Genomic DNA, 23,339 nt, shown 5'->3' on the forward strand with positions numbered 1-23,339 from the left:
CATGAAAATATCCATCTTAACATTGTTTCCGGAAATGTTCGAGGGATTGTTTCAGCACTCCATTTTGAAAAATGCTCAGGAAAAAGGAATCGTTTCCTATAACGTGGTTGATTTCCGGACGTTCAGCAAGGATAAGCATCAACGTGTAGACGACTATCCGTATGGAGGAGGAGGCGGTATGGTTCTTACTCCACAGCCCCTTTTTGATGCTGTTGAACATACCACAGACCGATCCAAAGCCAGAGTGATTCTGCTTTGTCCCCAAGGTGAGCGGTTTACGCAGGCGAAAGCTGAAGAGCTCGCTAAGGAAGAAGAGCTGGTCCTGCTGTGCGGCCACTATGAAGGGTACGATGAACGGATCAGACAGGAGCTTGTAACAGATGAGATTTCGATCGGGGATTATGTCCTGACCGGAGGTGAAATCGGTGCTATGGCGCTTGCAGACAGTGTAACCAGATTGCTTCCGGGAGCGCTTGGCAATGATACGTCTGCCGTGACGGATTCCTTCAGCACCGGTCTGCTTGAATACCCGCACTATACCCGTCCAGCTGATTTTAATGGCATGAAGGTTCCCGATGTGCTCCTGTCCGGCCATCATGCCAAGATCGAAGCGTGGAGAAGAGAGCAATCGCTGCGACGAACATGGGAGCGCCGTCCGGATCTTTTGGAAAAAGCGTCGTTGTCAGAGGCAGAACGGAAACTCATTCATTCGTGGGAAGAAAATCAATGAATCAAGGAAAATGCCTTGTCATCATGAATCTGCTGTGATATGATGTTTTTTGTGGCTTAAAGGCCAGATCAAGATATTCCGCTGTTGCACCAGACAAGAGTATCTGTAGGGAAGGAGGCGGACAATAATGGAACAACTCATTCGTGATATTACGAAAGAACAGCTGAAATCCGACATCCCTGAATTTCGTGCAGGTGATACTGTGCGTGTTCACGCAAAGGTTGTCGAGGGTTCCCGTGAGCGAATCCAGGTATTCGAAGGTGTCGTCATCAAGCGCCGCGGTTCTGGAATCAGCTCTACGTTTACCGTTCGTAAAGTATCTTACAATGTTGGCGTTGAGCGTACTTTCCCAGTACACTCTCCACGTATCGACAAGCTCGAAGTGAAGCGCTACGGTAAGGTACGTCGTGCGAAGCTTTACTATCTGCGTTCTCTTCGCGGAAAAGCAGCTCGTATTCCAGAGCGTTCTATGCGTTAAAGTGGAAATGGAAGCCGTCCCGGTCTGCCGGGGCGGTTTTTTTATTGGATGTGCAACGTGAGGTGAGACGGAGGCGTAAAGGCCAGCGTATCTGTGATATCGCTTTCTGTTCAGGACGAGCGGCCGGTTGAAATACAGAAGAGATGACATCCACACGATGCAATCTGCTGCGGCGTCCTGTACACTATAAGTACATTCGGAAAAGCAGAGGGAGGAGAGCGCAATGTATCCTGAAGAACAGTGGAGATGGTTCTCAGCAGTCATGTTGAGCATACTCATTTTAGTATCAGTACGGCTGTTTGTCTTCTCCCCCGCTGTTGTAGATGGTGACTCGATGGAACCCTCGCTGAGACACGAGAATAGAATGCTGATCAGTCATATCGGCTACGTGTTTGACGAACCGGAACGGTTTGATATTGTCGTGTTTACGTCGAACGACGAGAGACACTATGTGAAGCGCGTAATAGGGCTTCCGGGTGACACCCTGTGGTATGACGATGGCAGGCTGATGGTAAACGGCATACCGGTAGCTGAACCATTTTTGACAGGTGAAGAGCCTGCAGTACCTTCTGAAGAGCGGTTAACGGTCCCGGATGAACACGTATACGTGCTAGGAGATAATCGGCTGAACAGCTACGACAGCCGCCATATAGGACCAGTACCGGTTAACCAAATATCCGGAAAAGCAGAGTTGATTTTCTGGCCTCCAACAAATGCCGGTTTATTAAACTAAGTGTGATGCAAAGGAGAGGACACGTTTGAAAATACAATGGTATCCGGGACATATGGCGAAAGCGAAACGCCAGGTAACGGAAAAACTGAAAATGATCGATGTCGTGATGGAAATTGTGGACGCCCGTATTCCGATGTCTTCACGAAACCCGATGATTGAAGAAGTAACAGAAAATAAGCCGAGATTAATGCTGTTAAACAAAGCTGACTTGGCTGATCCCCAAATTACGAAAGAGTGGGAAGCCTATTTTGAAAAAGAGAAAGTAAAGCCATTGACAATAGATGCCCAGCATGGCAAAGGAATGAAACAAATACCGGCCGAAGTGCAAAAGCTCGCAGCGCCTCTATATGAGCGGTGGGAGCGTAAAGGTATCAATCCTCGTCCGCTTCGCTCGCTGATTGTTGGTATACCGAATGTGGGTAAATCGACCGTTATTAATAAACTGGCTGGAAAGAAAATCGCTAATATTGGCGATAAACCAGGCGTAACGAAGAAACAACAGTGGATTAAAATGGGAAGTACGCTTGAGTTGTTGGATACACCAGGAATTCTTTGGCCAAAGTTCGAAGATGAAGCCGTCGGCTACAGACTGGCGCTGACTGGCGCGGTGAAAGAAGAGATATTTGACTTTCAGGATGCTGTATTATTCTTTTTAACGTTTATGGCTGCTGAATATCCGCAGCTGTTGAAAAGCCGCTACAACCTGGAGGAGATTCCAGACGATAAAGTTCAGCTTTTTGACGACATCGGCAGACGACGGGGCTGTCTGATATCGGGCGGGCACGTTGACTATGACCGGACAGCGGAAATTATCTTTCGTGATTTTCGACAAGGATTGTTTGGCCCAGTCACGCTTGAAAAACCTATATATTAACCATAATTTTATTATGTAAACATAAGGGGCGATCAATGTATCGTCCTTTTCATGGTGAGAGGGAGGGTACCTGATGGCGACGATCAAAGCGATAAAACAGATCCTGCAGCAGTCAACGGATGAAAAAGCTGCAGCTCCATTCAGGCAGGACGGCCGCAAAGGTGTTCAGGCGGAGCTGAGAAAATTTGACAGAAAGCTTAGGCAGGAGCAGCAGTATCAGGAGTTATGGCAGGAAATGACTCGCTATGAGCGTGATTTGCGTGACTATTGTTCCATTGCAGGAATTGATGAAGTTGGCAGAGGTCCTCTAGCGGGAGGCGTGACAGCAGCAGCAGTCATATTGCCGAATGAAGCTTATTTGCCAGGGCTAAATGATTCCAAGAAAATACCGAAACTAAAAAGAGAGCAGCTCTTTGAAGACATTCTGGCTTGTGCATCAGTAGGTGTAGGCAGCTGTACGCCAAAAGAAATCGATACATACAACATCTACGAGGCGTCTAAAATAGCGATGATTCGTGCGCTGGAACGACTGCCGGTTCAGCCTGACTACCTGTTAATAGATGCGATGGAGCTGCCGGTTTCTATCAGTCAAAAAAGGCTAACGAAAGGCGATACGAAATCCGTTTCGATTGCAGCTGCTTCTATTGTTGCTAAAGTAACGCGGGACAGAGAAATGGCCGAACTGGACCGGATTTACCCGGGTTACGGATTTCAAGCCAATGCAGGGTATGGCACGAGTGAACATTTACAGGCGCTCGACCGGCTTGGACCAACGCCGTATCATCGGCAGAGCTTTGCACCGGTACGGAACAGGAATCGCTTATCATAACGAGATAAACAGAGGGGTGTAGCCGTGGATATGCTTCATATACTGCAGAATCGAATCTCAGCAGAATCGGGATGGACGTCTGCTTTTCGCCTGGAGCCCGGCAGTATTATTGCTGGCAGGGTGACCGCGATTTACCCCGGGAATACAGCTAAGCTGCTTGTAAACGGTACGATGATGACTGCCGCACTGAAAACGGGGGTAGAAAAAAACCGTCACTATTGGTTTCGTGTTGAGACTTCTGATTCTATTCCCATTTTAAAAATCGTCCGCGAGAGCGGTACACAAGCGCAGCCGGAGAAAATGCTTCCACAGTTAAACATGGCAGCATCTAAACCTAATATCGAAACAGTACGGATGCTTCACAGGCAGGGATTTCCTTTGACAGGCAGTCACATTGAAGCTGTCACGAACATCAAAGCCCGAGAAACCATTCCGCCGGTGAAATTGGAAGAAGCACTGTCGCTCCTTCATGCGAGAGGCGCTGCTGTGAGGCAGGATACGATTCAATCAGCACTTGCGTTATCGGACACCGACAAGCTTGGTGCCATGCTTCGCACCTCCGCAGAAGCTGTTCCGCCCGGCAGAGAAGGCGAATTTCCCTTTTTGCGTGCTGCTGCTTCCCGGACCCTCGTATCTCATCCTGCGATGGTGGAGCGATTCGTTAATGAATCGCTCGTACAGGAGGGAAGAAACAGAGAGCTTCTGTTACATGTGCTGTTTGGAAAAGACAAGCCAAATGCTGCTGCATGGCCGGCTGCAGTCAGGGAGATCGTGCACGCGACCGCTCAAATGAAAGGGGTGGAACATGCATCAGGAGCAGTGCAGATTAAGCTGACAGAGCGCACGCTTCCGCTCTTCTCTGCCCGATCAGAAATTCCGCAGATCCGCAGTGATATGCAGACAGCAGCGCTCATTCAGTCTTCTTTATCGAGAAGTCTTCTGCTCGAGCATGCGCTGTTATTCCCTAAAAAAGAGCCAGGAACTGGTGTGCAGCCCGGAAGTTCAATAGAGTTAGGAAGAATCAGACTGGAGCTTAGCCTGCTGCAAGCAGCTGTTCCACAAGCAGCAGGAACCGCAGAGGCAGCGGCCCGTATTCTTTCAGGATTACAGCTTGTTTCCCAGGAGCAGCTGCAGGTGCCAAGCATGATGAGTGCGATCCAATTTCCAATTGATCAAACAGGCCTTCACATTCAATGGTCCGGTAGACGAACACATGACGGCTCTCTTGATCAAAACCACTGCCGGATGCTGTTTTATTTACAGATGGAGCATTTTGGTGAAATAACCGTCGACGTGCAAATTCAAAACCGCATCGTATCTATTGCCGTTTACAGCCGTCATCCAGAGCCGGCTGATCTGAAAGAGCATTGGTATAAGAAGCTGGCAGCTGCTATGCAGGAAAAACAATACAGCCTTTCAGGTGTCGCATGGAGGCAGGAAACAGATCAACAGATAAAGACGCCATCCGCAAAAGCTGTGCTCCATACTGGAAAGGTGGACGTACGCATATGAAGCACCACGTTAGAAAAAAAGCAGCTGCACTCGCGTATGATCCGGCAAAAAGCCCCGCCCCTTCAGTTAAAGCAAAAGGGGCGGGGCTGCGTGCGGAGGAGATCATTCAGCGTGCAGAAGAGAGCGGTGTTCCGCTGTACCGGGATCCGTCGATGGCAGAAGTACTCTCACAGCTGGAATTAAATCAGGAGATACCGGGTGAACTATATGATGCTGCTGCGGAGATTTTTCTATATATATACAGGCTCGATCAGGAAGAAAAAGTCCGCAGACTCGCTGGTAAAAAGCCCGGTCCATAAAAATTTAGAGTTTTTTTATCGTTATCGGTGTATAAACCAGGCAATCTATTGTAAAATGATGATTGTGTGAAAAGCCTCTCATTCAGAAAAGGCTCACATTAATTCAAGCACCAACGACTCAATTGAGGAGGATGGCTATGAATATCCATGAGTATCAAGGTAAAGAAATTTTACGTGACTATGGTGTGGCTGTCCCTAACGGTAAAGTTGCTTATACGCGCCAGGAGGCCGTTGACGCAGCAAAATCTTTAGGAACAGATGTAACCGTTGTCAAAGCGCAGATTCACGCCGGAGGAAGAGGTAAAGCCGGTGGTGTAAAAGTAGCTAAGAACCTGGACGAAGTCCGTACATATGCTGAAGAGATTCTCGGCAAGGTTCTCGTTACCCATCAGACTGGACCGGAAGGAAAAGAAGTCAAACGGCTTCTGATCGAAGAGGGCTGCGATATTAAGGACGAGTACTACGTCGGGCTTGTAGTGGACCGCGACACGTCCCGTATCGTTATGATGGGATCTGAGGAAGGCGGAACAGAAATTGAAGAAGTAGCCGCTGAAACGCCGGAGAAGATTTTTAAAGAAGTAATTGACCCGGTTACTGGTCTCATGCCTTATCAGGCACGCAGACTTGCATTTAATATGAATATTCCGAAAGAGCTGGTCGGTAAGACGGTTAAGTTCATGCTTGGACTATATAAGGCATTTGAAGAAAAGGATTGCTCTATTGCAGAGATTAATCCGCTCGTGACAACCGGGGACGGCAATGTCATGGCGCTTGATGCAAAAATGAACTTCGATTCCAACGCCCTCTATCGTCAAAAAGACGTGTTGGAGCTTCGTGATCTGGATGAAGAGGACGAAAAAGAGATTGAAGCGTCCAAATACGACCTGAGCTATATTTCCCTGGACGGAAATATCGGATGTATGGTTAACGGTGCCGGACTCGCAATGGCGACGATGGATATCATTAAACATTACAGCGGCGACCCGGCTAACTTCCTCGACGTTGGGGGCGGAGCAACAGCTGAAAAAGTAACTGAAGCATTTAAAATCATTCTTTCAGACAAAAGCGTAAAGGGTATTTACGTGAATATCTTCGGCGGAATTATGAAATGCGACGTTATTGCAGAAGGCATTGTGGAAGCGACGAAACAGATGGGTCTCGAGCTGCCGCTTGTTGTGCGTCTTGAAGGAACAAATGTGGAACTCGGCAAAAAAATTCTGGACGAATCCGGTCTCAACATCACATCTGCTGACTCAATGGCAGACGGTGCACAAAAGATCGTCCAGGCAGTTGGAAAGGCGGGTTAATACATGAGTATTTTACTGAATAAAAATACCAAAGTTATCGTGCAGGGAATCACCGGTGCTACCGGCCTCTTCCATACAAAGCAGGCTATTGAGTATGGTACTCAGATCGTCGGCGGTGTTACACCGGGTAAAGGCGGCACAGAGATCGAAGGAGTTCCAGTATTCAATACGGTGGAAGAAGCGATCGCGGAGACGAAGGCAAATGCTTCCGTCATCTACGTTCCGCCTCCGTTTGCTGCGGATGCGATTATGGAAGCTGCAGATGCAGGAATCGAGCTTGTCATCACGATTACGGAAGGTATTCCTGTCGTTGATATGATAAAAGTAAAGCGGTTCCTTGAAGACAAAAATACTCGTCTGATTGGACCAAACTGCCCGGGGGTTATCACACCGGAAGAATGTAAAATCGGTATTATGCCAGGCTACATTCATAAAAAGGGCCACGTCGGAGTCGTTTCACGATCCGGTACTTTAACGTATGAAGCTGTACATCAGCTTTCTACAGAAGGAATCGGCCAGTCGACGGCAGTAGGAATCGGAGGCGATCCGGTAAACGGAACAAACTTTATTGATGTGCTGAAGCTCTTCAATGAAGATCCTGACACTTACGCTGTCATCATGATTGGTGAAATCGGCGGTACGGCAGAAGAAGAGGCAGCCGAGTGGATTAAAGAAAACATGACGAAGCCTGTAGTTGGGTTTATCGGCGGGAAAACAGCTCCTCCAGGAAAGCGTATGGGACATGCCGGCGCAATTATTTCCGGAGGAAAAGGAACGGCGGATGAAAAGATCAGCACATTAAACAATGCTGGTGTGAAAGTAGCGGAAACACCGGCTGTAATGGGTGAAACACTCATTGAAGTTCTGAAAGAAAATAACATTTATGATAAGTGTGTCACGCACGCGGTAAATTAAGCCGCATCCGATTTTTTTGAGGCGTGGAAAGGGATTTTTCCCTTTCCACGTCTTTTTTTTGCAGAGACAGCTGTTTCTGATATTAATAAGAGGAGATGAATATATGAAACGAAAACAGCTTATCGCCCTTCATGAGGCAGCCCGCGGCAACAGCAGATTGGTGCATGCTGTATTAGAGGCAGACAGCGAGCTGAAGTGCCTTCATAAGGCGTCTGGTCCATTAAGCTCTCAATGGTCGTTATCGGTGCAAAAAACCGTGTGGCAGGCCCGTAAGACACTTCTAAGAGGGATTGAGTATCCGGCAGCAGATATTCAGGCGTTGACACTTGCAGATGATGATTATCCTGCTCAGCTCCGCACGATTAGCTGCCCGCCTGCTGTTCTTTACTACAGAGGAGACATTTCAATAGTACAAACCCGTCTTCAGCTTGCTGTAGTAGGCTCCAGAAAACCTGGTCACTATGCAGTCGCAGCATTAAATCGGCTGATCCCCAATGGTGTACCGGCTCAAACAGTAATCATAAGCGGACTGGCAGGTGGAATTGACGGACTCGCACACCGCCTCGCATTAAAAAAAGGGTTCCGTACCGCTGCCGTTTTGGGGCATGGCCACCGTACCTGCTACCCCGCTGAAAACCGACAGCTGAAAGAACGGTTGGAACAGGATGAGCTCGTCATCAGTGAGTATCCTCCAAATATAAAGCCTGAACGATGGATGTTTCCTGAACGAAATCGGATTATCAGCGGGCTGGCCGATGCGGTGCTTGTCGTCAGTGCAGCTGGCAGAAGCGGCTCCCTTATTACAGCGGAAACAGCGCTTGAACAAGGCAGAGAAGTACTGGCAGTGCCGGGTTCTCCTGGAGAAGCTGCAGTGGAAGGGTGTAATGAGCTGATTCGGGACGGGGCTGGTCTTATCAGCAAGCCAATTCATTTGTCAGAAGAGCTCGAAGCCTGTCTCAGACGGAAAAGTTGTTTGACAAATTGAGATAGAGTGTTTAATAATAGGGGAGATTCTTCAAAGTTGTAACAAGGGAGGAAAACTGTATATGTCCGATTACCTCGTAATCGTCGAATCTCCCGCTAAAGCGAAAACAATTGGAAAATATTTAGGGAAAAAATATGTCGTTAAAGCATCGATGGGGCACGTCATCGATTTACCTAAAAGTCAAATGGGTGTAGACGTAGAAGATAACTACTCTCCTAAGTATATTACGATCCGCGGGAAAGGTCCGATTTTAAAAGAATTAAAACAAGCCGCTAAAAAAGCGAAGAAAATCTATCTTGCTGCCGACCCCGACAGAGAGGGCGAAGCAATAGCGTGGCATTTAGCGGACAGCTTAAACATCGATAAAGATTCGAAATGCCGTGTGGTCTTTAATGAGATAACCAAGCAGGCCATTAAGGACTCATTTAAGCATCCGCGTGAAATCAACTTGAATTTAGTAGATGCTCAGCAGGCTAGACGAGTTCTGGACCGTCTGGTCGGCTATAATATCAGTCCGCTTCTTTGGAAAAAAGTGAAGAAAGGACTTAGTGCCGGCAGGGTTCAGTCTGTAGCGGTTAAAATGATCATTGACCGGGAAAATGAAATTATCGCTTTTGAGCCTGAAGAGTATTGGTCTATAACGGCTGAAATGGAGAAAGACGGCCGCCAATTTGAAGCTAAATTTACTCATGTGGACGGTGAAAAAACAGAACTTACTAGTGAAGCAGAAGTAAATAAAGTGCTGGAGCAGATGGATGGAAATAAGCTGAAGGTGGAAAAAGTGACGAAGCGCGAGCGCAAGCGCAATCCAGTTGTGCCATTCACGACGTCTTCTCTTCAGCAGGAAGCAGCAAGGAAGCTGAATTTTCGTGCGAAAAAGACGATGATGCTTGCTCAGCAGCTTTATGAAGGGATCGATATAGGAAAAAGCGGGACAACCGGTCTAATCACATACATGCGAACGGATTCCACACGTATTTCGGATACGGCAAAAGCTGAAACGAAAGCCTATATCGAATCCCATTATGGTAACGAGTATTTAGGAAAAGAACGAGAACAAAAGCAGTCGTCCAATTCCCAGGATGCCCACGAAGCTGTGCGGCCTACTTCAGCCGATCTTGATCCAAAAGCAGTGAAGCAGTATTTGTCGAGAGATCAATACCGGCTTTACAAGCTGATCTGGGAGAGGCTCGTTGCCAGCCAGATGGCACCTGCTGTAATGGATACGATGGCAGTTGATCTGGAAAACAACGGTATCCGCTTTCGGGCAAACGGCTCAAAAATGAAGTTTCCTGGTTTTATGAAGGTGTATATTGAGGGAAACGATGATGGAAAAGAAGAAAAAGACAGGCTTCTTCCGGATCTTGAGGAAGGGGAAACGACCGAAGCGCAAGGAATAGTACCGAATCAGCACTTCACTCAGCCGCCGCCGAGATACACAGAAGCGAGGCTTGTCCGCACGCTTGAAGAGCTGGGAATCGGGCGTCCGTCAACGTATGCACCGACGCTTGATACGATTCAGCGGAGAGGATACGTAGCTCTGGAAGACAAACGGTTTGTTCCGACAGAGCTTGGTACGATCGTACTCGAATTAATTGAAGAGTTCTTCCCGGAGATTTTGAACGTAGAATTCACTGCTTCGATGGAATCAAACCTGGATGCGGTTGAAGAAGGCAAAAACTCCTGGGTAGGAATCATTGATGACTTTTATCAAGGTTTCGAAAAACGGTTGAAGACCGCTGAAGAAGAAATGAAGGAAGTTGAAATAAAAGATGAGCCTGCCGGTGAAGACTGTGAGAAGTGCGGAAATGAAATGGTTTATAAAATGGGACGCTACGGAAAATTCATGGCGTGCTCTAATTTTCCGGAATGCCGTAACACAAAGGCGATTGTGAAGGAAATCGGCGTAGACTGTCCAAAATGTGAAAAGGGACAGGTCGTAGAGCGAAAAAGTAAAAAAAGGCGTATTTTTTACGGCTGTGATCAGTATCCGGACTGCGACTTTATATCTTGGGACAAACCGATTGCAAGACCTTGTCCGAAGTGTGAAAGCATGCTCGTGGAAAAGAAATCGAAAAAAGGCACGCACGTCACTTGTTCATCGTGCGATTACGAAGAAGAACGAAACTGAAGCGAGGCGGCTAATGCCGCGTGTTCTCACGGAAGCTGTCTGGGCATTCTCAGGCGGCTTTCTGCTGTGACGAACGGGAAAGGAGTAAATACCAATGAATCAATCAGTTAATGTAGTGGGAGCAGGTCTGGCCGGCAGCGAAGCGGCATGGCAGCTTGCTGAGAGAGGGATCCACGTTCATTTATTCGAGATGCGGCCTGTCAGGCAGACCGCGGCACATCATACGGATAAATTTGCTGAACTTGTTTGCAGTAACTCTCTGCGGGGAAACAGTTTGACAAACGCTGTAGGAGTTTTAAAGGAAGAAATGCGTCAGCTGAATTCCGTTATCATCCGAGCTGCAGACGAATGCGCTGTTCCTGCAGGCGGAGCACTGGCGGTAGACCGCCATGAATTTGCGGCTAAAGTGACGAGCTTAGTAAAAGAGCATAAAAATGTTACGGTGCACACAGAAGAGGTGGAAGATCTGCTGGAGGGGCCGACAATTGTAGCAACTGGTCCACTTACATCAGAAAGCCTCGCAGCTAAATTAAAAGAGCTGACCGGTGAAGAATATCTGTATTTTTATGACGCAGCAGCTCCAATTATTGAGGTGGACTCGATTGACCGGGATAAAGTATATCTGAAATCCCGATATGATAAAGGGGAAGCAGCTTACTTAAACTGTCCTATGACGGAAGAGGAATTTAACCAGTTTTATGATGCACTCATAGCAGCGGAAACGGTACCGTTAAAAGAATTTGAGAAAAAAATGTTCTTCGAAGGATGTATGCCGGTAGAAGTTATGGCAGGCAGAGGACGTAAAACACTGCTTTACGGGCCGATGAAACCAGTGGGACTGGAGCTGCCTGAAAGCGGCAAACGGCCATATGCAGTCGTCCAGCTGCGGCAGGATAACGCGTCCGGCACTCTCTATAACATCGTCGGGTTTCAAACGCATATGAAATGGGGGCCTCAAAAAGAGGTGATTCGTATGATTCCTGGACTGGAGAACGCGGACATCGTGCGGTACGGGGTCATGCACCGTAATACGTTTGTTAATTCTCCTAACCTTTTGCGTACCACGTACCAATATAAAGACCGCAGCGACTTATTTTTTGCGGGTCAGATGACTGGTGTGGAAGGCTATGTGGAATCTGCTGCTTCCGGCCTTACAGCTGGCATCAATGCCGCAAGACTCTTGCATGATCAGGAACCGGTAACATTCCCTGAAGAGACAATGATCGGAGCAATGGCTCATTATATTACAAGTGCTAATCCTGATAATTTTCAGCCGATAAACGTTAACTTCGGACTGGTCCCTCCTTTTGAAAAACGAATCAAAGGCAAGCAGGAGCGCTATGAAAAGTACGCTGAGCGAGCACTGGACTCCATTCAGAATTTTGTGAAAAAAATGTAAACATAATTGAAAGAGCTACTAAGGTGTGATACTATTTAGTAGCTCTAATTGTGTGGATAAAGTCCGGACTGGAAGGGATATTATGGATATTGAAATGAGTTCCTTCATTGATTATTTAAAAATGGAAAAGCGGTCTTCGCCTCATACGGTTCATGCGTATCAGCGTGACTTGGAGGAGTACCGTTCGTTTTTACATGGCCGCTATAAGAAAACGATAGAGGACGCAGGAACGACTGAACTCAGAGGATTTTTAACCGAGCTATATGCACACGGCACCTCGAGAAGGACGGTATCGCGAAAGCTGTCTTCACTCAGGGCTTTTTACCGTTACCTGCACCGGGAAGACGTAAATGCTGAAAATCCGGCAGCGCTGCTGTCAGCTCCTAAACAAGGCCGGAAACTGCCGGTCTTTTTCTATGAGGAAGAACTGAAGGCGCTTTTTCATGCGCTTCCGGCTCACACAGCTCTCGATATGCGCAACTTTGCCCTGCTTGAACTACTGTATGCGACAGGTATTCGTGTAGGGGAATGTGTAAAAGCGGATATTGCCGATTACGATAGAGATCTTGGTACCCTCCTCGTTCACGGAAAAGGCGGCAAAGAGCGGTATGTTCCGGTTGGGAGCTATGCCCAGGATGCACTGGAAATCTATCTGAATCAGGGAAGAGCTGAGCTCTCCCCAACTTGCGAAGCGATTTTCTTAAATTACCGCGGGAGCAGGCTGAGTGCCAGGGGGATTCAAAAAATGCTGCTCAAGCTGTCAGAAGATGCTTCTGTAAGCAGCAGAATCAGTCCCCATGTAATCAGGCATTCATTTGCCACACATTTGCTTAATGCAGGAGCAGATCTGCGGACCGTGCAGGAACTGCTTGGGCATGAGGGTCTGGCTGCGACGCAAATTTATACGCACGTTTCAAAGGACAGGCTGCGAACCGTTTACAATCAAAGCCATCCGAGAGCATAGAAAAGAGGGTTCACATGGAAAAAATCAAAGGGACAACTATATTTGCTGTTAAGCATAACGGCGGCTGTGCGATGGCGGGGGATGGCCAGGTGACATTTGGCAATGCCGTCGTCATGAAGCATTCCGCAAAAAAAGTCCGCAGGCTTTACCGCGGTAAGGTGACAGCTGGATTTGCAGGCTCTGTAGCGGATGCATTTACCTTATATGAAAAATTTGAAACAAAGCTTGAAGAATTCGGCGGTAACCTGCAGCGGGCTGCAGTTGAGCTTGCCAAAGAGTGGCGCAGTGATCGCGTGCTGCGAAGGTTGGAAGCAATGCTCATCGTAATGGATAAAGAAAGTCTTTATCTTATTGCCGGGACGGGCGAAGTGATTGAGCCTGATGACGGAATCACTGCTATCGGTTCCGGCGGTAACTACGCGCTTGCTGCAGGCAGAGCACTGAAAATGCATGCTCCGCATCTGACCGCCGCTGAAATAGCAGAAGCTGCGCTTCGAACGGCAGCTGACTTGTGCGTATATACAAATGACCATATCATTGTTGAAGAAGTGAGCAGTCATTGAAGGAGGTAACCCAGTGGAACGTGATCTAACCCCTGCTGATATTGTTGAACAGCTCGATCAGACTATTGTTGGTCAAAAGGCAGCAAAACGATCGGTCGCAGTAGCTTTGCGCAATAGATACCGCCGCAGCAAGCTCCCTCAGGAAGTACGCGAGGAAGTAACACCGAAAAACATTTTAATGATCGGTCCGACTGGTGTCGGGAAAACCGAAATAGCCAGACGTTTGGCTAAGCTTGCGAATGCTCCTTTCATGAAAGTAGAAGCGACGAAATTTACGGAAGTTGGCTATGTCGGCCGAGATGTCGAATCGATGATACGTGATCTGGTCGAAGCATCAGTGCGTCTCGTGAAGGAAGAAAAAACAGCGTCAGTCGGCAGCAAGGCAGATAAAGCTGCTGAGCGAAAGCTTGTAGAACTTCTGCATCCTCACAAAAAAAAGAAGAAAGCGCCATCCTATCGGAATCCTCTTGAAATGTTTTTTCAGGGTAATGAGGAAGACGATGCTGAAGAAGATGAACAGCCTGCCGCAAAGGACGAGTCCTATCGAGAAATCCGCAGACGAATTCAGGATCAGCTCGCGCAGGGAAAGCTTGAAGACGAAGAAGTGACAGTTTTTGTGGAAGAGCAGAGCCGGGGTCCAGCCGATATGTTTCAAGGCGGAATGGATCAGATGGGAATGAACATGCAGGAAATGTTCAGCAGCATGATGCCAAAGCAAAAAAAAGAAGCCGTGATGACAGTCCGTGAAGCGAGACCGGTTTTGCGCGAACAGGAAGCCCAAAAAATGATCAACATGGAAGAAGTCACTCGTGAAGCTGTGATGCGTGCAGAACAGCTCGGGATCGTTTTTATAGACGAAATTGATAAAGTAGCAGGAAAAGGGCAGCAGTCAGCTGATGTCTCCAGAGAGGGCGTCCAGCGTGACATTCTTCCGGTCATCGAGGGATCCACAGTCATGACGAAATACGGGCCTGTTAAAACGGATCATATGCTCTTTATTGGTGCCGGTGCATTCCACTTCTCGAAACCGTCTGATTTAATTCCGGAGCTGCAGGGTAGACTTCCTATAAGAGTGGAACTGACATCGCTTGGAACGGAAGACTTTGTTCGTATATTAACGGAACCAAAACATGCTCTGCTGAAGCAGTATACCGCTATGCTTGAAGTAGAAGGAATTCAGCTCAGCTTTGATGATGCAGCAGTCCTCAAAATCGCAGAAGCTGCTGCCGAAGTGAATGCCAATACAGAAAACATTGGAGCACGCCGGCTGCACACGATTTTAGAGCGTTTATTAGAGGATCTTCTCTTCGAAGCTCCAGAAATCACGATGCAGGAAATACGCATCACAGCCGATTATGTAGATGATAAGCTTTCCGCAGTAGCGCGCAATACAGATGTCAGTCACTATATTTTATAATTTATTGGAGGCAGATACAGATGGATTTACTATCTAAAACGAGAAAACTAAACGACCTGCTGCAAAAAAGCGGCGGTCAGGCTGTAAATTTTAAAGATATGGCAGTAACACTTCGCGATGTGATTGAAGCAAACGTGTTTATCGTAAGCCGACGCGGTAAACTGCTAGGCTATGCCATTAAGCAGGAAATTGAAAACCAGCGTATGAAATCGATGCTTGAGGAGCGTCAGTTTCCAGAAGGCTATACTAGCGGCTTGTTCAATATTGAAGAAACATCTTCTAATTTAGATATTGAATCGGATTATACAGCTTTTCCTGTCGAGAACAAAGACCTGTTTAAAAACGGGCTCACAACAATTGTTCCTATCCAGGGAGGCGGGCAGCGGCTTGGTACGCTGATTCTTGCGAGATTGGATGAATCTTTTGATAATGATGATCTGCTTCTTGCAGAGTACGCATCAACTGTTGTTGGGATGGAAATTCTGCATGAAAAACAGGAAGAAATAGAGCAGGAGGCACGCAGTAAAGCTGTCGTGCAGATGGCAATCAGCTCATTGTCTTACAGCGAGCTCGAGGCTGTCGATCACATTTTTCAGGAATTAGATGGAAATGAAGGCCTTCTCGTGGCTTCAAAAATCGCGGACCGCGTAGGCATCACTCGTTCAGTAATCGTAAATGCCCTGCGTAAGCTGGAAAGCGCTGGAGTTATAGAATCCAGATCACTTGGCATGAAAGGTACCTATATTAAAGTACTGAACGATAAGTTTCTCGTAGAACTGCAAAAGCACAAAAATTAATAATGCATAGACATACTGAGAACAGAAATGCACTTGCGCATTTCTGTTTTTTTGTGCATAACTACTATACTTCATAGGGCAGGTTGTGAAACAAAAGAATAAACAGCAGTGCCTGTGTAACTTTAATCGGAGGAAGAGCCGTTTAGACTGTAGCGGAGATTAAGCGTGCCTTGTTAGCTGCCTGCCGGTCTGTTAGAAAAGTCAAGCAGCTTATATATTTATTCAAATGATTTTATTTTCCCTCTGCTTACCGAGCCTGCCGTGAGCTGGCCTTCAGCTATTTCTCAAGAGGACCCTTTTCTGCAGGGAGAAGGTCGCGGGAAGCAGGCGCGGCTTCGCTCGGACACAGGCTTCTCACGAGAAGCCTTCAAAAGCCAGTCCGGCTCCGCTCTTGCGTTGATGCCGTTCGCAGATCTGAACGGCACGGCATCTTCAGACTTCACGGACACGACGGACACCCCTGTTCAATTTGAAACGTCATCGGGAAGGTTCTACCTGTTTGGAAGCTGATCGTGCCTTTATAACCAGGCACATGAAACGGACTGCCAGCTGCCGACATAGAAGGACCTCTTCATAGAACGAGGCGAAGATCCGGCGGACAGCAGGAGGGAAAGCTGATCACGTTCCCTCCGGAAAGTGAGTGTCCGCAGATACAGGCAAATTAACGATATTCACTCAAACAGACTTTATCCATAGTCTGACCCGCAAGAATGTATGTGTGCGAGCTATTCGTCATCAATTATACATGGCAGATGCATTAGTCCAATCGTCTCTCTTTTTACATGTTTTCATAGATTCACATAAAATTAACACCTGTTTTGCAAGTAATGTGCTATTGTTCGAAAAGAGAATAAAAAATTCGACAAAATATTTCTTGTCTTTTAGTCTTATTTTAATAGGGACTTTTGCATTTACTTGTTGCAAATTGATAATTACCTTGGACAAAAGGCTTACATTTTAATACTATTAGAGTAGTTTAATCTCGCATTAAGGTCATAAAGGAGGATATTAACGCATGAATCTCTTACATAATGACAGGATGACTTTGATGGAAAATGCATTAAATGCTTCAGTTCTTCGTCAGAAAACGACAGCTTCTAATATCGCGAATGCGGACACACCTGGATATAAAGCACAAAAAACGGTATTTCAGCATGCGCTGGATGAAGAGCAGACGAAACTGTCTGCAAGAAGAACGTCTGACTACCATGTTCACTTTAGTGAACATTCAAATGGTCAAGCATATGTATCGGAAAGCCGAGGCACCACTTACAACCATAATGGGAATAATGTGGATATCGACAAAGAAATGAGCAGCATGGCAGAAAATCAAATTTATTATCATTCCCTGATTGAGCGGATGAACAGTCAGTTTAATTCGATTCGAACGGCGATTGGGAAAGGGAGGTAGCTGATCCATGTTTAATGGGATGAATGTCAGTGCGTCAGCGTTAACAGCTCAGCGTTTAAGAATGGACGTCACGTCAGCCAATATGGCTAACGCTGATTCGACACGTGGAAGAATGGTCGACGGAGAGTGGGAGCCCTACAGACGGAAGCTTGTTCATATGCAGTCCCAGCAAAATCAGGACTTCAGGGCGCATATGCAGCGTGCCGGGGGCGGCAGTGAGCCTGCAGGAGTCACGATCAGCTCAATTGGCGAAGACACGACACCGTTTAAAGAAATGTATCAGCCGGATCATCCCGATGCTGATGAAGACGGGTATGTACAGCTGCCAAATGTGGATCCGTTAAAGGAAATGATTGATCTAATGGGGGCATCAAGATCGTACGAAGCGAATATTACAGCATTTGACGCGCATAAAAGCATGTTGATGCGTGCGCTGGAGATTGGAAGATAACTAATAAAGGGGGATTGAAAGCATGGCTATTGAATCAATTGGTAATCAAACGTCAATTATGGCGAACCCTGGCTATCGAAACGCACTGGAAACAACGCCTGCTCAAGCAAGCAGTTCTTTTTCTGCATGGCTGAATGATGCTGTAGGCAGCCTTAATGAGACCCGTACAGCCTCAGAAAACATGACAACAGCGATGGCGCGCGGTGAAGATGTTGATCTTCATCAAGTAATGATTGCAGGCCAAAAAGCGTCTGTTGCACTGGAAACAACTGTTGAAGTTCGTAATAAAGCGATCGAGGCATATCAGGAAATAATGCGAATGCAGGTTTAACTAACTTACTATGTATATCGTCTGGTTTCCCGGACTTTAAAGAGTTTAAACGTGGAAAGATTAATTGCACCAGTTGACGAGCGTCGGTGAAGTGGGAGGAAGCATGAAAGAGCAGCTATCACAGACCGGAACGCGATTCAAAGAGTTCTGGCAAACGCGAACAAAAAATCAAAAAAGCTTAATGATCGGGACTCTGATTCTGATCGTTATAATAGCCGCTGCTATCTCATGGGCGGGCTCACGAACACACTTTGTGCCGCTTTACACGAACATGACGATGCAGGAAGCAGGGGAAGTAAAGGCAACACTTGACGGCCGCGGAATTGCAAACGAAGTTTCAGCTGACGGGACAGTTGTATCAGTGCCTGACCGGATGGTAGATGATCTGAAAGTGTCCCTTGCAGCAGAAGGAATACCGCGAACCGGACGAATCGATTACAGCACCTTCAGTGAGAATATGGGTTTTGGAACGACAGAAAATGAATTTCAGCTGCTCGAACGTGCTGCTCTGCAAACGTCGCTAGAGGATTTGATTCGAAATATTGACGGGATAAGTCAGGCGCAGGTCATGATAACGATGCCAGAAGAAAGCCCTTGGCTGGCTGAAGAGGATGGTGCTTCTACAGCTTCCGTGATGGTCAATGTGCAGCCGGGTGCTTCACTTGATGAAGCCCAAATTCGCTCCCTCTATCACCTTGTGTCACAGAGTGTGCCCAATTTGGCTGTCGAAGATGTCGTTATTACCGATCAAATGTCCAGGCATTTGGAGTTTGATTCGCAGGATGGGAGCAGTACAGGTACAGCTTATGAGCAGAATCGGGCCGTACAGCGGGATATCGAACGTGACATACAGCGGGAACTGCAGCAGATGCTCGCGACCATTATGGGGCCGAATAAAGCGGTCGTATCGGTTTCTACCGATATTGATTTCACTCAGGAGAACAGGCAGGAAGAGCTTGTCGAGCCTGTTGATGAAGACCTGAACGAAGGAATTGCTATCAGTGTTGAACGAATCACAGATATTTATGAAGGACTCGACCCAGAGGACGGCGGGGTACCAGGTACAGATGAAGACGATGTGCCAGGCTTTCCCGGCTTTGCCGGGGGAGGCGCTTATGGTGATTCTGAACGGATAGAAGAAAGAATCAATAACGAGGTGAACCGGATTTCGAGAGATATTGTTGAAAGTCCTTATAAAATAAGGGATCTTGGCATCCAGGTTATGGTGGAACCACCGGACCCTGAAGACATGAACTCGCTGCCGCAGGCACAATTGAACGATATTCAGGCGCTCGTCAGTCAAATTATCCGCACGTCGGTGGACAGCGAAATGACTGCTGAATGGGATGAACAGGATATTGAAGAACGAGTTTTAGTATCGGCAATGCCGTTTCATGGAGCACCCGAAATGGAAGAGCCGGGCGGAAGCCTTTCGCTTTGGATGATCGTTTCGGTACTGCTTGTTCTGATTGTTGCACTGCTTATTTTTCTTCTTGTTCGTAAAAGCAGAGACACAGATGATGTGGAAGAAACAGGTTTTATTCAGGAGGAATATGAGCTTCCGCCTCTGGAAGAGCGTGAAGATGAATCGACGACTCGAAGAAAACAGCTGGAAAAACTGGCCAGAGAGAAACCGGATCAATTTTCGAAGCTGATCAGAAGCTGGCTGTCGGAAGATTAAAAGGAGGAGCGTATCATGGCAAAGCGAAAAGAATTGACCGGCCGTCAAAAAGCGGCCATCCTCCTCATCTCAATGGGTCCGGACGTTTCAGCTCAGGTGTATAAACATTTATCTGAAGAAGAGATTGAAAAATTAACGCTGGAAATCGCCGGTGTGAGACGAGTGGAGCAGGAGCAAAAAGATGAGATTCTGGATCAGTTCCATAAGCTGGCAGTCGCACAGGAATATATTTCGCAGGGCGGTATCGGGTATGCAAAGGATGTGCTGGAAAAAGCGCTCGGCGGTGAAGAAGCCGATGCTATAATCAGCAGGCTGACGTCTACTTTGCAAGTACGTCCGTTTGACTTTGCAAGAAAAACGGATTCGATGCAAATTTTCAACTTTATTCAAAATGAACATCCTCAGACAATCGCCCTGGTACTCTCATACTTGGACAGTGAGCAGTCTGGACAAATTCTGTCTGCGCTGCCGCAAGAGCTGCAGGCGGATGTTGCTAAACGAATTGCGATTATGGACAGCACATCACCTGAGATTATTCATGAGGTTGAATCCATTCTTGAGAAAAAGCTGTCTTCGACAGTCACACAGGACTTTACGGAAGCAGGCGGAATTGAATCTGTAGTAGAAGTGCTGAACAGCGTGGACCGAAGCACAGAACGGACTATTTTAGATGCGTTGGAAATACAGGATCCAGAGCTCGCAGAAGAAATTAAAAAGCGTATGTTTGTATTTGAAGATATTGTCACTCTCGATAATCGTTCGATTCAGCGCGTTATCAGGGACGTGGAAAACAACGATTTACAGCTTGCTCTGAAAGTGGCTAGCGAGGAAGTGAAGAACATTGTTTTTACAAACATGTCGCAGCGAATGTCCGAAACATTCCAGGAAGAAATGGAATTTATGGGACCCGTCAGACTGCGTGATGTGGAAGAAGCGCAGACACGAATTGTAGGTACAATCAGGAGACTGGAGGAATCTGGTGAAATAGTCATAGCCCGCGGCGGAGGAGATGATATCATTGTCTAGCATTATTCGGAAATCCGGACTTCCAAGCTCCTCTGTTAAAATCATTCGCCCCTTTGAAATGTCGGCAGCTGAAGAAGCTGCCGCTTCTCTGGAAGCTCCTGAAAAAGCCGAAAGAGAGATCGTTCAGGAACAGATGCAAGATATTTATTTACAGCAGGAAGAGCTCAACAGCCAAAAGCGCGAAGTCAATGAGCGTTTGTCGTATTTGGAATCCGAGATGAAGGAAAAGGCGCAGCAAATGTATGAAGAGGCAGAGAGAGAAGGCTTCCATGCAGGATTTGAGGAAGGCAGTGCGCAAGCAGCTCAGAATTGGAAAGAGCAGATCGCTGATGCTGCATCCATCGTAGAACTTGCTTTCACGGAACGAATGCATCAGCTGGAAGAATCGCAAACGGATGTCTTAAAACTTGCTTTTCATCTTGCAGAGAAAATAATCGGCTGTGAGCTGGAGGAACGTAGCTTTTATGTTGACATGACAAAGGCAGTGTTAAAAAGCAGAAGCTGGACAGAAACTGTTACCGTTTATGCTTCTCAAGCAGATTATGCGCTCATCTGTTCTCAGCGAAATGAACTGGAGGAAGCAGCCGGGCCTGCAGCGGAGCTTATATTACTTCCGGATCCGGATCTGGATGCCGGTGGTCTCGCGATTGAAACAGAGACTTCCCGCATTGATGCAGGGGCAGACGTGCAGTTGAACGAACTGAAGAAAAAACTATTTGCAAGCAGAGCGGCCATCACATGAGCAGCCACATCGCCAGCCTGATGCAAATCGTCGATCGCAGCTCTTCGTTTGTCGAATACGGAAAAGTTCGCCAGGTAATCGGATTGATGATCGAGTCCGCCGGCCCCGTAGCTTCTATCGGTGATGTTTGCTTCATCTCTACTTCTGCAGGTCAGAAAATTCCAGCTGAAGTTGTGGGGTTCCGGAAAGGAAGTCTCCTTCTGATGCCATACGATAGAGTAACGTCCGTTGCACCAGGAAATCTAGTGAAAAATAGCGGCAGCCCGTGGAAGGTTCCTGTAGGAACAGGACTTATCGGCACCGTCCTGGACGGGCTGGGCAGACCGCTGGAAAAAGGAGATCCGATATTTGGATTAACAAATATTTCGACGGATAATAACCCCCCTTCTCCTTTATCAAGGCCGAGAATTGAACAGGTTCTCCCGATAGGTGTAAAAGTGATTGATTCACTTTTTACGATTGGAAAAGGTCAGCGGCTTGGTATTTTCGCTGGAAGCGGCGTTGGCAAAAGTACGCTGCTCTCCATGATAGCGAAACATTCAGATGCAGATATTAACGTAATTGCACTGATCGGGGAACGGGGGCGGGAAGTCAAGGATTTTATCGAACGGGATCTGGGACTGGAAGGTATGAGCAGGACGATCGTGGTAGCAGCAACCTCAGATCAGCCGGCGCTGATGCGTGTAAAGGGAGCTATGACCGCTACCGCAGTTGCTGAATACTTTCGAAATAGAGGCATGCACGTTAATTTAATGATGGATAGCGTAACGAGAGTAGCAATGGCGCAGCGGGAAATAGGCCTGGCAGCTGGTGAGCCACCGGCAACCAAGGGATATACACCGTCCGTATTTGCTATGTTACCTAGACTTCTTGAACGAAGCGGGACAAATAAAAACGGCTCTATAACAGCCTTCTATACGGTTTTAGTTGATGGAGATGACTTCAACGAACCAATTGCAGACACGGTCCGCGGAATCTTGGATGGCCATATCGTTCTCGACAGAGAACTCGCAAACCGCGGACATTTTCCGGCTGTGAACGTTCTGCAAAGCATCAGCCGGGTGATGAACGAGTTATGTACTCCGGACCATTTGCGCACCGCAGAAGAATTCAGGCATCTGCTGGCTGTATATAAAGAGCATGAGGATCTCATCTCAATCGGAGCCTATAAAAAAGGTGCTAATTCGCATGTAGACCGGGCCCTCAAGCTTTACCCGGATTTGATGGAGGCTGTCAAACAGCAGGCGGATGAGCATTTGTCCTTTCCTGAAGCAGTTGAAGCCCTAACTGAAGTCGTTTACAAAGGAGCTGGACAAACTTGACGTTTACGTTCTCACTTCGAAAAGTGCAGGAAATAAAAGAAAACGAGCGAGCTGATGCGGCGGCTGCATTTGCAAGAGCAGCTGATCACTTTGAGGAATGCGGCAGCCGTTTGTTTGAGTCACTAAAAAGAAAAGAAGTATTAACGGACAAACAAAATGTCTCTTTGACAGGGGGGATCAGGGCGGAAGACCTCGTTCAGTTTCGTCAGGAAATGGATTACCTGGAGAAAATGATAGCCACGCTGCAGCGCGAAACACAGCATGCGCGCCGCCACATGCAGGAAAAAGAAAAGGTTCTGCAGCAGCTGTCGCAGGACGTTCGAAAATTCGATGTGCTGTTTAAAAAAGAATTAGACCGGTTTCAATTGGAAGAAAAACGGCTTGAGCGGCTTAACATGGATGAAATATCAATGCGCCAGTTTTCACGAAAGATGAGTTGATC

Annotated in this window: 24 protein-coding genes; all 24 read left to right on the forward strand. The window is 47.2% G+C overall.

All coding sequences use genetic code 11. The annotated features are described in order from the left end of the window. The first annotated feature begins 1 nt into the window (after window position 1). Window positions 2-730 carry a tRNA (guanosine(37)-N1)-methyltransferase TrmD gene (gene trmD / locus ACSZLD_RS02830; protein ID WP_377908205.1) on the forward strand — a complete coding sequence of 243 codons (729 nt, stop codon included), beginning with the start codon at window positions 2-4 and terminating at the stop codon, window positions 728-730. 127 nt (window positions 731-857) lie between these two features. Continuing rightward, entirely contained in the window at window positions 858-1,208 is a 351-nt protein-coding gene (gene rplS, locus ACSZLD_RS02835) for a 50S ribosomal protein L19 (RefSeq protein ID WP_377908206.1), read from the forward strand. A gap of 223 nt (window positions 1,209-1,431) precedes the next feature. Further along, window positions 1,432-1,941: a signal peptidase I gene (lepB, locus tag ACSZLD_RS02840; RefSeq protein WP_444684165.1), complete on the forward strand. Its 510-nt coding sequence runs from the start codon at window positions 1,432-1,434 to the stop codon at window positions 1,939-1,941. Window positions 1,942-1,966: 25 nt separating this feature from the next. Beyond that, window positions 1,967-2,815, forward strand: coding sequence for a ribosome biogenesis GTPase YlqF (gene ylqF / locus ACSZLD_RS02845; RefSeq protein ID WP_444684166.1), 849 nt, complete (start codon window positions 1,967-1,969; stop codon window positions 2,813-2,815). Window positions 2,816-2,888: 73 nt separating this feature from the next. Further along, window positions 2,889-3,644, forward strand: a complete 756-nt coding sequence (gene rnhB / locus ACSZLD_RS02850) for a ribonuclease HII (RefSeq protein WP_444684167.1) — start codon at window positions 2,889-2,891, stop codon at window positions 3,642-3,644. 24 nt (window positions 3,645-3,668) lie between these two features. Continuing rightward, the gene (locus ACSZLD_RS02855; protein ID WP_444684168.1) at window positions 3,669-5,156 is read left to right on the forward strand and encodes a hypothetical protein; all 1,488 of its coding nucleotides are present in this window, start codon (window positions 3,669-3,671) and stop codon (window positions 5,154-5,156) included. Beyond that, complete coding sequence (locus ACSZLD_RS02860) at window positions 5,153-5,455, forward strand: EscU/YscU/HrcU family type III secretion system export apparatus switch protein (protein WP_444684169.1); 303 nt, start codon at window positions 5,153-5,155, stop codon at window positions 5,453-5,455. The genes ACSZLD_RS02855 and ACSZLD_RS02860 overlap by 4 nt, the downstream gene beginning before the upstream one ends. Before the next feature lie 137 nt (window positions 5,456-5,592). Further along, window positions 5,593-6,762, forward strand: a complete 1,170-nt coding sequence (gene sucC / locus ACSZLD_RS02865; protein WP_377908213.1) for an ADP-forming succinate--CoA ligase subunit beta — start codon at window positions 5,593-5,595, stop codon at window positions 6,760-6,762. A gap of 3 nt (window positions 6,763-6,765) precedes the next feature. After that, on the forward strand, window positions 6,766-7,677 hold the full coding sequence (gene sucD, locus ACSZLD_RS02870; RefSeq protein ID WP_444684170.1) for a succinate--CoA ligase subunit alpha: 912 nt from the start codon (window positions 6,766-6,768) through the stop codon (window positions 7,675-7,677). A 103-nt stretch (window positions 7,678-7,780) separates the two neighbouring features. Beyond that, window positions 7,781-8,662, forward strand: coding sequence for a DNA-processing protein DprA (gene dprA, locus ACSZLD_RS02875; RefSeq protein WP_444684171.1), 882 nt, complete (start codon window positions 7,781-7,783; stop codon window positions 8,660-8,662). Between the two features lie 61 nt (window positions 8,663-8,723). Continuing rightward, the gene (gene topA / locus ACSZLD_RS02880) at window positions 8,724-10,793 is read left to right on the forward strand and encodes a type I DNA topoisomerase (protein WP_444684172.1); all 2,070 of its coding nucleotides are present in this window, start codon (window positions 8,724-8,726) and stop codon (window positions 10,791-10,793) included. A gap of 94 nt (window positions 10,794-10,887) precedes the next feature. Further along, a complete protein-coding gene (gene trmFO / locus ACSZLD_RS02885; RefSeq protein WP_377908217.1) occupies window positions 10,888-12,192 on the forward strand; it encodes an FADH(2)-oxidizing methylenetetrahydrofolate--tRNA-(uracil(54)-C(5))-methyltransferase TrmFO in 1,305 nt (434 codons plus the stop codon). Between the two features lie 82 nt (window positions 12,193-12,274). Then, a complete protein-coding gene (xerC, locus tag ACSZLD_RS02890; RefSeq protein WP_444684173.1) occupies window positions 12,275-13,156 on the forward strand; it encodes a tyrosine recombinase XerC in 882 nt (293 codons plus the stop codon). A gap of 14 nt (window positions 13,157-13,170) precedes the next feature. Then, the gene (hslV, locus tag ACSZLD_RS02895) at window positions 13,171-13,719 is read left to right on the forward strand and encodes an ATP-dependent protease subunit HslV (protein ID WP_377908220.1); all 549 of its coding nucleotides are present in this window, start codon (window positions 13,171-13,173) and stop codon (window positions 13,717-13,719) included. A 13-nt stretch (window positions 13,720-13,732) separates the two neighbouring features. Then, entirely contained in the window at window positions 13,733-15,136 is a 1,404-nt protein-coding gene (gene hslU / locus ACSZLD_RS02900; RefSeq protein WP_444684174.1) for an ATP-dependent protease ATPase subunit HslU, read from the forward strand. 20 nt (window positions 15,137-15,156) lie between these two features. Continuing rightward, window positions 15,157-15,933 (forward strand): GTP-sensing pleiotropic transcriptional regulator CodY, encoded by a 777-nt coding sequence (codY, locus tag ACSZLD_RS02905; protein ID WP_377908223.1) that lies wholly within the window; start codon window positions 15,157-15,159, stop codon window positions 15,931-15,933. A 1,048-nt stretch (window positions 15,934-16,981) separates the two neighbouring features. Next, window positions 16,982-17,344 carry a flagellar basal body rod protein FlgB gene (gene flgB, locus ACSZLD_RS02910; protein WP_444684175.1) on the forward strand — a complete coding sequence of 121 codons (363 nt, stop codon included), beginning with the start codon at window positions 16,982-16,984 and terminating at the stop codon, window positions 17,342-17,344. Between the two features lie 7 nt (window positions 17,345-17,351). Next, window positions 17,352-17,795, forward strand: a complete 444-nt coding sequence (flgC, locus tag ACSZLD_RS02915; RefSeq protein ID WP_444684176.1) for a flagellar basal body rod protein FlgC — start codon at window positions 17,352-17,354, stop codon at window positions 17,793-17,795. A 22-nt stretch (window positions 17,796-17,817) separates the two neighbouring features. Further along, on the forward strand, window positions 17,818-18,126 hold the full coding sequence (gene fliE / locus ACSZLD_RS02920) for a flagellar hook-basal body complex protein FliE (RefSeq protein WP_377908226.1): 309 nt from the start codon (window positions 17,818-17,820) through the stop codon (window positions 18,124-18,126). Between the two features lie 103 nt (window positions 18,127-18,229). Beyond that, window positions 18,230-19,807 (forward strand): flagellar basal-body MS-ring/collar protein FliF, encoded by a 1,578-nt coding sequence (gene fliF / locus ACSZLD_RS02925; RefSeq protein ID WP_444684177.1) that lies wholly within the window; start codon window positions 18,230-18,232, stop codon window positions 19,805-19,807. A 15-nt stretch (window positions 19,808-19,822) separates the two neighbouring features. Next, entirely contained in the window at window positions 19,823-20,833 is a 1,011-nt protein-coding gene (fliG, locus tag ACSZLD_RS02930; protein WP_377908228.1) for a flagellar motor switch protein FliG, read from the forward strand. Continuing rightward, window positions 20,826-21,575, forward strand: a complete 750-nt coding sequence (locus ACSZLD_RS02935; protein WP_444684178.1) for a FliH/SctL family protein — start codon at window positions 20,826-20,828, stop codon at window positions 21,573-21,575. The genes fliG and ACSZLD_RS02935 overlap by 8 nt, the downstream gene beginning before the upstream one ends. Further along, entirely contained in the window at window positions 21,572-22,897 is a 1,326-nt protein-coding gene (fliI, locus tag ACSZLD_RS02940) for a flagellar protein export ATPase FliI (protein ID WP_444684179.1), read from the forward strand. Before ACSZLD_RS02935 ends, fliI begins: the two co-directional genes overlap by 4 nt. After that, on the forward strand, window positions 22,894-23,337 hold the full coding sequence (fliJ, locus tag ACSZLD_RS02945) for a flagellar export protein FliJ (RefSeq protein WP_377908231.1): 444 nt from the start codon (window positions 22,894-22,896) through the stop codon (window positions 23,335-23,337). Before fliI ends, fliJ begins: the two co-directional genes overlap by 4 nt. Window positions 23,338-23,339 lie beyond the last annotated feature (2 nt).

Source organism: Alkalicoccus luteus (genome assembly GCF_052061695.1).
Lineage (GTDB): Bacteria > Bacillota > Bacilli > Bacillales > Salisediminibacteriaceae > Alkalicoccus > Alkalicoccus luteus.

Bases quoted from the DNA above. Each gene is read 5' to 3' on its own strand.
- fliG (WP_377908228.1), top strand. From the start codon at position 19,823: ATGGCAAAGCGAAAAGAATTGACCGGCCGTCAAAAAGCGGCCATCCTC.
- fliI (WP_444684179.1), top strand. From the start codon at position 21,572: ATGAGCAGCCACATCGCCAGCCTGATGCAAATCGTCGATCGCAGCTCT.
- flgB (WP_444684175.1), top strand. From the start codon at position 16,982: ATGGAAAATGCATTAAATGCTTCAGTTCTTCGTCAGAAAACGACAGCT.
- rplS (WP_377908206.1), top strand. From the start codon at position 858: ATGGAACAACTCATTCGTGATATTACGAAAGAACAGCTGAAATCCGAC.
- sucC (WP_377908213.1), top strand. From the start codon at position 5,593: ATGAATATCCATGAGTATCAAGGTAAAGAAATTTTACGTGACTATGGT.
- trmFO (WP_377908217.1), top strand. From the start codon at position 10,888: ATGAATCAATCAGTTAATGTAGTGGGAGCAGGTCTGGCCGGCAGCGAA.
- fliE (WP_377908226.1), top strand. From the start codon at position 17,818: ATGGCTATTGAATCAATTGGTAATCAAACGTCAATTATGGCGAACCCT.
- flgC (WP_444684176.1), top strand. From the start codon at position 17,352: ATGTTTAATGGGATGAATGTCAGTGCGTCAGCGTTAACAGCTCAGCGT.
- sucD (WP_444684170.1), top strand. From the start codon at position 6,766: ATGAGTATTTTACTGAATAAAAATACCAAAGTTATCGTGCAGGGAATC.
- xerC (WP_444684173.1), top strand. From the start codon at position 12,275: ATGGATATTGAAATGAGTTCCTTCATTGATTATTTAAAAATGGAAAAG.
- dprA (WP_444684171.1), top strand. From the start codon at position 7,781: ATGAAACGAAAACAGCTTATCGCCCTTCATGAGGCAGCCCGCGGCAAC.
- hslV (WP_377908220.1), top strand. From the start codon at position 13,171: ATGGAAAAAATCAAAGGGACAACTATATTTGCTGTTAAGCATAACGGC.
- fliF (WP_444684177.1), top strand. From the start codon at position 18,230: ATGAAAGAGCAGCTATCACAGACCGGAACGCGATTCAAAGAGTTCTGG.
- ACSZLD_RS02860 (WP_444684169.1), top strand. From the start codon at position 5,153: ATGAAGCACCACGTTAGAAAAAAAGCAGCTGCACTCGCGTATGATCCG.
- rnhB (WP_444684167.1), top strand. From the start codon at position 2,889: ATGGCGACGATCAAAGCGATAAAACAGATCCTGCAGCAGTCAACGGAT.
- lepB (WP_444684165.1), top strand. From the start codon at position 1,432: ATGTATCCTGAAGAACAGTGGAGATGGTTCTCAGCAGTCATGTTGAGC.
- topA (WP_444684172.1), top strand. From the start codon at position 8,724: ATGTCCGATTACCTCGTAATCGTCGAATCTCCCGCTAAAGCGAAAACA.
- codY (WP_377908223.1), top strand. From the start codon at position 15,157: ATGGATTTACTATCTAAAACGAGAAAACTAAACGACCTGCTGCAAAAA.
- trmD (WP_377908205.1), top strand. From the start codon at position 2: ATGAAAATATCCATCTTAACATTGTTTCCGGAAATGTTCGAGGGATTG.